The following is a 6975-nucleotide window of genomic DNA, read 5'->3' as shown; positions in this document are numbered from 1 at the left end:
CCACACTCAGCGCAATTACTTTGGTTCCGCGCTTATCAAATTCCTCCTTCAATTTCGAAGTATATCCAAGTTCTGTAGTACAGACCGGAGTATAATCTGCGGGATGCGAAAACAGAATTCCCCATGAATCTCCTAAATACTGATAGAAATTAATATCTCCGGCAGAAGTTTCTGCCTGAAAATCGGGTGCGGTATCTCCTAGTTTAATTGACATAATATTTTGCTCTTATTAGTCCACAAATTTAGTAGAGTTTTTGGAACTGGCAAAATTTTTGTTTAAAAATTATATCTTTAACTAAAATTTTTTTTATTCATGGAGAAAAGTGGTCTAGGCTATATCGATGTTGTTTATAATGTAATACAGAACTGGTATCTGAAATTTGCAGAACTTACCCCAAAACTTATTGTGGGAATTCTGGTATTTTCTTTCTTTTTATTCACCAGTAAATATCTCAGTCAGGGCGCCGTAAAACTTTTCCACAAATTTTTTCCGAAAAGCAAAAAAGAAAGTTCACTGGTTACATTAATCAGCGTATTCAGATTTCTGATTATGGTAATGGGAACGTTTATTGCGCTGGAAATTATGGGTTTCAGCGGTTTTCTCTGGAAATTCATCGGAAGTTTAGGAGTTGCGGGGGTTATTGCAGGGGTTGCATTAAAAGATCTGGTGTCCAGTATATTTTCAGGAATGCTGATCGGAATAGATAAAGCCTTTAAAGTAGGAGATTATATTACGATAGGAACCCACTCCGGAACCGTACAGGAAATTGGTTTTTTAACGACTAAAATTATTACAGACGACGGAAAGAAAGCTTACATCCCGAATCAGGTGGTTTTTAATGCCCCATTTTACAACATTACCGCATCACCTCAGCGAAGAATTATTCTAAATTTCGAAATTCCTGCCGATGAAGATATTTCAAAAGCACAAAAAGGAATGCTCGACATTATTAAAAATCTCGAAAATGTAGATAAACTGGATACTGCAGAAGTTATTTTTACAGATCTGAAACAGGGTGTTTTCAATATTCAGGCTAAATTCTGGATGAAGGTGGGCGCGAATATGGTTCAGCTCAAGAGCGAAGCTTATTTAAAGATCAAACAGCGTCTTGATGAGGACGGAATTCAGCTTGTTACTCCTACAAGTATCAGTATTACGAACGGAGATCATTTAATCAACGAAAATCAGGACTAAATAAAAAAAGCAACCGAATAGTGGTTGCTTTTCTGTTTTTATGAATCAGTAATTTATTTTTTAATGATTAATTTTTCTGTTATTTTCTCCCCATTTTCAAAAACCAGAGAGATCACATAATTTCCGTTCATCAGATCATTAACTTTTACCTGAGTTTCACCCTTGAAATTTCCGCCTTTAATTAATCTGCCTGAAGCATCGTAAAGCGTATAATCTGCTTTCTGTGATGAATTTTTAAGTCTGATATTGACAACATCATGAGAAGGATTCGGATAAATCGAGAAGTTTCTCACGTTAGTTTCAGCCGTTGTAAGAACAACCTGAGTAATAGAGAAACTCGATGTATTGAGTGCATAATAAATATTTCCCACCGCTTTTACCATAATTCTCGCAGACGAAACATTTTCATTTGGCATCGTAACATTAGCGGAACCATTATTCGGAACACTTGCTGCCAAAACAGTCGGGAACGTTAAACCACCGTCTTTAGAAAGTAAAATAGATACGTTCTGTGTACTAATTGCTCCTGTACTTGTTCCTGCTACATTCCATGTTACCGGAACGGAAGTATTTCCATTATAATTTATTCCTGTCGTAGCCTGAGAAGTTACTTTAAACGGTCCGTCATTCGTTACGGTAACCACCATAACATCTCTTGCTGCCTGATTTCCTGTTGCTTTATTATCGTTTACCAAAAGAGAAAAATTAAGAGTTCTTGCAACACCTGGAGTAACTTCCCATTTCGGGATAAGATTATTCGCTACCACCGAACTCAGCACAGGAAAATATCTTGACGGAGAAACAGTAGGAGTTAAAGAACGATAGACCGGTCCGGCTGTTCCTGTGGAAACCGGAGGCTGCGTATTGCTTGTATTGTCATACTGTTCCCAAAGGTAGGTTAAAGGATCTCCATCCGGATCTGTTCCTGTTCCCGTTAAGACAAAAGCAGTTCCCTGCGGAATGGTATAATCTGCTCCGGCATCTGCGGTAGGAACTCCGTTGCTATTAGAATTTTTTACGGCGCAGTCTGAAGCTCTCTGCAAAACAGCGTACATTTCCAAAACGCTTGCCGCATGAAAGTAAGCATCACTGTTATTCTGAACATTATTGGTTGCTCCGCAGATCCCTGCATAAGCCATAATCGTAGATCCGCTTCCCGGTTCGAAAGCAGTCGCGTTATTGAAGTTACCGGCACATGAAGAAGTTGCCGCTCTGAATGTGTGGTTTGCTCCAAACTGATGTCCCATTTCGTGCGCAACATAATCGATATCGAAAGGATCTCCAATCGGAGCTCCGGAACCTGTAACGCCTCTTGCTTTACTGCCTGAAACACATACCACTCCCAATCCTGCCAAACCGCCGCTGTTTGTTCCGAAAACATGACCAATATCGTAGTTCGCAGTTCCGATGACCGCCGTTGTATTGGTCTGGTTTTCGTTTATCATGCTGCTTGGGTTTCCATTGGTAAAAGGATCTGTTGTTGCATTGGTATAAATCAACAGATTATTGTTCGCGATCATCATCATGGTTGTAGAGATCGTTTTTTCATAAATTCCGTTTACTCTGGTCATTGTTGTTGCCATTGCTGCCATTGCCAGAGCAACTGTTCCGCCATGAAACGTGGTATATTCTCCTGTCGCAGAGAGAGCGAGTCTGTATTTTCTGAACTGTCCGTCCGAAACCAGAGGGGCTTTATTGGCTGTTCCGTTGCTTTTTAAGTTATCCAGTTCGTTTTCGACATGACATTCAAAAAGCCGGTCGTTTTTCGGAAGATCTTTTCTCTTGTATAAAATAAATGCAGAATTGTCTTTTGTGTAACTGTCGAGATAACTGATTTCCCAGTTATCAAAATACATCACACTGATTCCTGTAGAAGGGGTAACACTGAAACGGATTGTATTTTCGGGATGCTCTTTTTGCCAGCCTGTGTAAGAACGTATTTCAGGGAATTTCGCCTGTAGTTCCGGCTCCATTACAGAAGCTTCCTGAACGATGTAATCTCTTATTTTCCCGTCAGAATCCGGAAATTTAATCATAAGGCTTTCATCTCCCGAAAAACGCTGGGGTGCTTTTTTAAGATCGGATTTAATTTTTCCCAGATCAACTTGATATAGAGAAAAATTATTGGGAGTCGTCCATCTCGGGTTCAGATTTTCCCGTTCTATTTTTGTTTCTTGTAGTTTCGACCAGTAGTTCTGCTGACCAAAAACCTGTGCTGCAATCAAAAGGCACGAGACGATAAAGGTTCTAGTTTTCATGACAGTAATTTTATATATTAGTATTGCATGGTGACTTTTTTAATAAGCAAATTTTCTTTTAGCTTTAATAAAATATCTGGCGGAATTCTGCTTTGTTCATCAAAATCCGGATTGCTGAATTCTTTTGCTTTTATGCAGAGGATATTTTTATCAAAAGTAATGGCTTCAATTAAAATATCATTGGAGTTTTTTAACTGAGGTCTTACAATAATATACGTTTCATCTTCAGTGATGGAAGGAACAGGCGAAAATCTGTTTCCTGTATTTTTCTGATGAATAAGTTTAAAAATTTCATCCATCTTTTTCTGAGAATTAATCACAAAAAAATCTTTCTGAATTAAAGAAAAAGGATAATGGTTTTTATCTTCGAACTGAATTTCTTTTCCGTGAGACAGGGAGTAATGGCTGACAATTTGAGATTGACAAGTAAGAAATAAAAAGAGAAAAAAGGATAAACGCAGTCTCATTTTTAAGCCTTTCCTGTAAAGATAACAATTTTAAAATGAATAACTTATTTAATTATATCACTTTCTTTATTTTGAGTTATCTATTTTTTGAAGATGTGTCTTTCGTTATTAAACTAACCTTTTTCGAAATTTTCGCACAGGAATCGCTTTCGTTTATTTTAGCCTCGCCTATTACATAATTTTTATTTTCAGGGATAGAATCTTCTTCCATCATGAGAAGATCTGTCGTTGCGTAAGACTCTTCTTTTTGTTTTGAGCAGCCCGTTAAAAATAAAATAACGGAAAGAAGAGTTAATGCGATTCTGCTATTTTGAAAATGAGCAGGAATATGTTTAAAGAATTGAACTCTTATCTTTTCAGATGGATTAGCAGTATTCAACTGATGATTATAAAATCTTCCGCAGATTTCTTCATCTTGCTTTTCATCGATGATTTGTAGAATTTCGTTGGGCTGTTTCTGTGTAAAATCAATCACACATTTATTACAGACGGAACAGAATCGTCCTTTTTCCTGCAGAGACATCATTTCCCAGTTTTCTGAACACGGTTTCGGAATTTGTATATTTTTCATGGCATATTAAGTTTTTCAGCGACAAATTACAAAAGATTTTTAATTTGATGAAAAAAGAAAAAACCGTTCCAAAAAAATGAAACGGTTTTAATGTATTTTAAAAATTTCAGTCTTATGCTAAAACTTCTTTTACTTTGTTTGCAGCTTCTTCCAAAGTAATTGCAGAGTGAACCGGAAGACCAGACTCATCAATTAATTTTTTAGCTTCAACCGCGTTAGTTCCCTGTAATCTTACGATCAATGGAACCGGAAGGCTGCCCATTGCTTTGTAAGCGTCTACAACTCCCTGAGCAACTCTGTCGCATCTTACGATACCTCCGAAGATGTTGATTAAGATTGCTTTTACATTTGGATCTCTTAAGATGATTCCGAAAGCCGTCTGTACTCTTTGTGCATCTGCAGTTCCACCTACGTCAAGGAAGTTTGCAGGGTTACCACCGGATAATTTGATGATATCCATTGTTGCCATTGCAAGACCTGCTCCGTTTACCATACAAGCAACGTTACCGTCTAGTTTTACGAAGTTAAGACCAGCTTCACCAGCTTCAACATCCATTGGATCTTCTTCTCTTGTATCTCTAAGCTCAGCTAAATCTTTGTGACGGAACAATGAGTTGTCATCCAAAGTTACTTTAGCATCTACTGCGATAATTTTATTATCAGAAGTTTTCAACACAGGGTTGATTTCGAAAAGAGATGCATCAATTCCTGTATACGCATTGTATAGAGAACCGATGAATTTCACGAATTCTTTGAAAGCATTCCCTTCAAGACCTAAGTTGAAAGCAATTTTTCTAGCCTGAAAACCCTGAAGTCCCAAAGCCGGATCAATGATTTCTTTGTGGATCAGATGAGGTGTTACTTCAGCAACGTGCTCAATGTCCATCCCACCTTCAGTAGAATATACGATTGTATTTTTACCTTCAGCTCTGTCTAAAAGAATAGAAACATAAAATTCTTTAGTTTCCGTTTCTCCCGGATAATATACATCCTCTGCAACCAAAACAGAATTTACTTTTTTACCTTCAGCAGAAGTTTGTGGAGTTACCAACTGCATTCCGATGATGTTCTGAGCGTTTTCTTTAAGTTTATCCATGTTTGGAGAGAACTTTACACCACCCCCTTTACCACGGCCACCTGCGTGGATCTGAGCTTTTACAACCCATCCCTGTGCGCCTGTTTCGGCAGTTAGTTTTTCAGCAGCAGCTACAGCTTCATCTACGTTGTTTGCAACGAAACCACGTTGGATAGCTACTCCATACTTTGATAAAATCTCTTTTGATTGATACTCGTGAAGATTCATATTATTTTTATTATTTTATTTTAATAGTTAAAGGTTGACAAATTTAATAAAAACAGATGAATTATCAACTTTTATTTTAAAGAAAGCAATGTCTGTAAGGATGCTTTTTATCAGTTTAATAAAATGTAAATTACCCCAAAATTATATTGTAAATTTGCCCTTCCTAAAATGTTGTAACCAAAGGCAACTGTACTTATTTTCCAAAAATATTTTTAAAAATTTTACCGAAAAAACCTTCCTTCTTTGTTGTGACATTCTTAACAGGTTCTTTTACATCAGGCGAAAAATCAATTTTTATTTCATTAAAAATCTGCGCTCTGTAACTCACTCTGGCAACACTTTGAAACTTTTCTCTGGAAATACTGGAAACCGAATCTTTCTCTCCGTTTTCAAAATTATCTATTTCTATATAATACTCCAATCCCTGCAATGCTTCGTTTAAAAGGTTTTTTACTTCATTAATCGTTTCTGCCCTGTTATCGAATAATCTTCCCAATACTTTAATTCTTTCTCTTCCCAGATTCATCAGATAAATTTCAAACTTATCTTTAAGAAGAATCTGCATTTCATTTTCTGCCGCGTTAAACTCAAAGTCTGGATTGTGTTCTACTTCCATATTAAAAGCCATCAGAACCGCCAGAAAAGTAAAATTCAGGATTTCACCGTTGATGCCGCCTTTATCAGTAAAAAAAGTTCTGGTGAAAGGATAAAAGTGCCATGAATCATATTGGGAATCAATCGCATGAAGCAGTTTCATGTGTGCGGAATGAAAAACATCTTCATTTTGGGTTTTCACACCGTTCTGTATCACAAAACCATTTGAAGCACATCTTCCTCCGAAACAATCTACTTCCACATACACCACTTCCAGATCTCCGTTCTTCTTAGAAAATTCAAGCGCATGATTTTCAGATTCAGAATAATAGTCTTCAACCTCATCCTGATTCCGGAAAAACTGATCCGGAAACTGTTCAAAAGAATATTCCTTAAATTTGTTATTCGCCTGACAGACAATCCCTCTAAAAGGTGTAAAAAATTCTCTGATATTGTAAAACTTAAAATATTCGGTCAACCTATTTTTCAGATCTTCCTTCTCTGATTCTTCGTTAATTTTGATAATAATATTGTACGTTCTATAACTCATGTGTTATTAATTACATTTAAATCTCAAAGATGCATTG

At 36.8% G+C, this 6975-nt stretch carries 7 protein-coding genes; 1 reads left to right on the top strand and 6 read right to left on the bottom strand.

What is annotated here, in order from left to right:
• Positions 1-214: redoxin domain-containing protein (locus WFK35_RS04915; RefSeq protein ID WP_442891998.1), on the bottom strand; the 214-nt coding region annotated here is incomplete at its 3' end.
• A 99-nt stretch (positions 215-313) separates the two neighbouring features.
• On the opposite strand from WFK35_RS04915, the gene WFK35_RS04910 reads away from it, so the two are divergent.
• A complete protein-coding gene (locus WFK35_RS04910) occupies positions 314-1195 on the top strand; it encodes a mechanosensitive ion channel family protein (RefSeq protein ID WP_235129652.1) in 882 nt (293 codons plus the stop codon).
• Positions 1196-1248: 53 nt separating this feature from the next.
• On the opposite strand, the gene WFK35_RS04905 is transcribed toward WFK35_RS04910, so the two are convergent.
• The 5 genes from WFK35_RS04905 to WFK35_RS04885 all read right to left on the bottom strand — a co-directional run bounded on the left by WFK35_RS04905 (position 1249) and on the right by WFK35_RS04885 (position 6938).
• Positions 1249-3453, bottom strand: a complete 2205-nt coding sequence (locus WFK35_RS04905; protein WP_336731617.1) for a reprolysin-like metallopeptidase — start codon at positions 3451-3453, stop codon at positions 1249-1251.
• Between the two features lie 17 nt (positions 3454-3470).
• Positions 3471-3920, bottom strand: a complete 450-nt coding sequence (locus WFK35_RS04900) for a hypothetical protein (protein WP_336731615.1) — start codon at positions 3918-3920, stop codon at positions 3471-3473.
• Positions 3921-3996: 76 nt separating this feature from the next.
• A complete protein-coding gene (locus tag WFK35_RS04895) occupies positions 3997-4491 on the bottom strand; it encodes a hypothetical protein (RefSeq protein WP_336731614.1) in 495 nt (164 codons plus the stop codon).
• Between the two features lie 112 nt (positions 4492-4603).
• Complete coding sequence (sucC, locus tag WFK35_RS04890) at positions 4604-5794, bottom strand: ADP-forming succinate--CoA ligase subunit beta (RefSeq protein WP_076390839.1); 1191 nt, start codon at positions 5792-5794, stop codon at positions 4604-4606.
• Positions 5795-5987: 193 nt separating this feature from the next.
• Positions 5988-6938 (bottom strand): hypothetical protein, encoded by a 951-nt coding sequence (locus WFK35_RS04885; protein WP_336731612.1) that lies wholly within the window; start codon positions 6936-6938, stop codon positions 5988-5990.
• Positions 6939-6975: the final 37 nt, after the last annotated feature.

It is taken from the genome of Chryseobacterium sp. VD8 (genome assembly GCF_037149975.1).
Classification (GTDB): domain Bacteria; phylum Bacteroidota; class Bacteroidia; order Flavobacteriales; family Weeksellaceae; genus Chryseobacterium; species Chryseobacterium indicum.
Note: the sequence above shows the minus strand (reverse complement) of the source record. Positions and strands in the feature narration are given on the sequence as shown.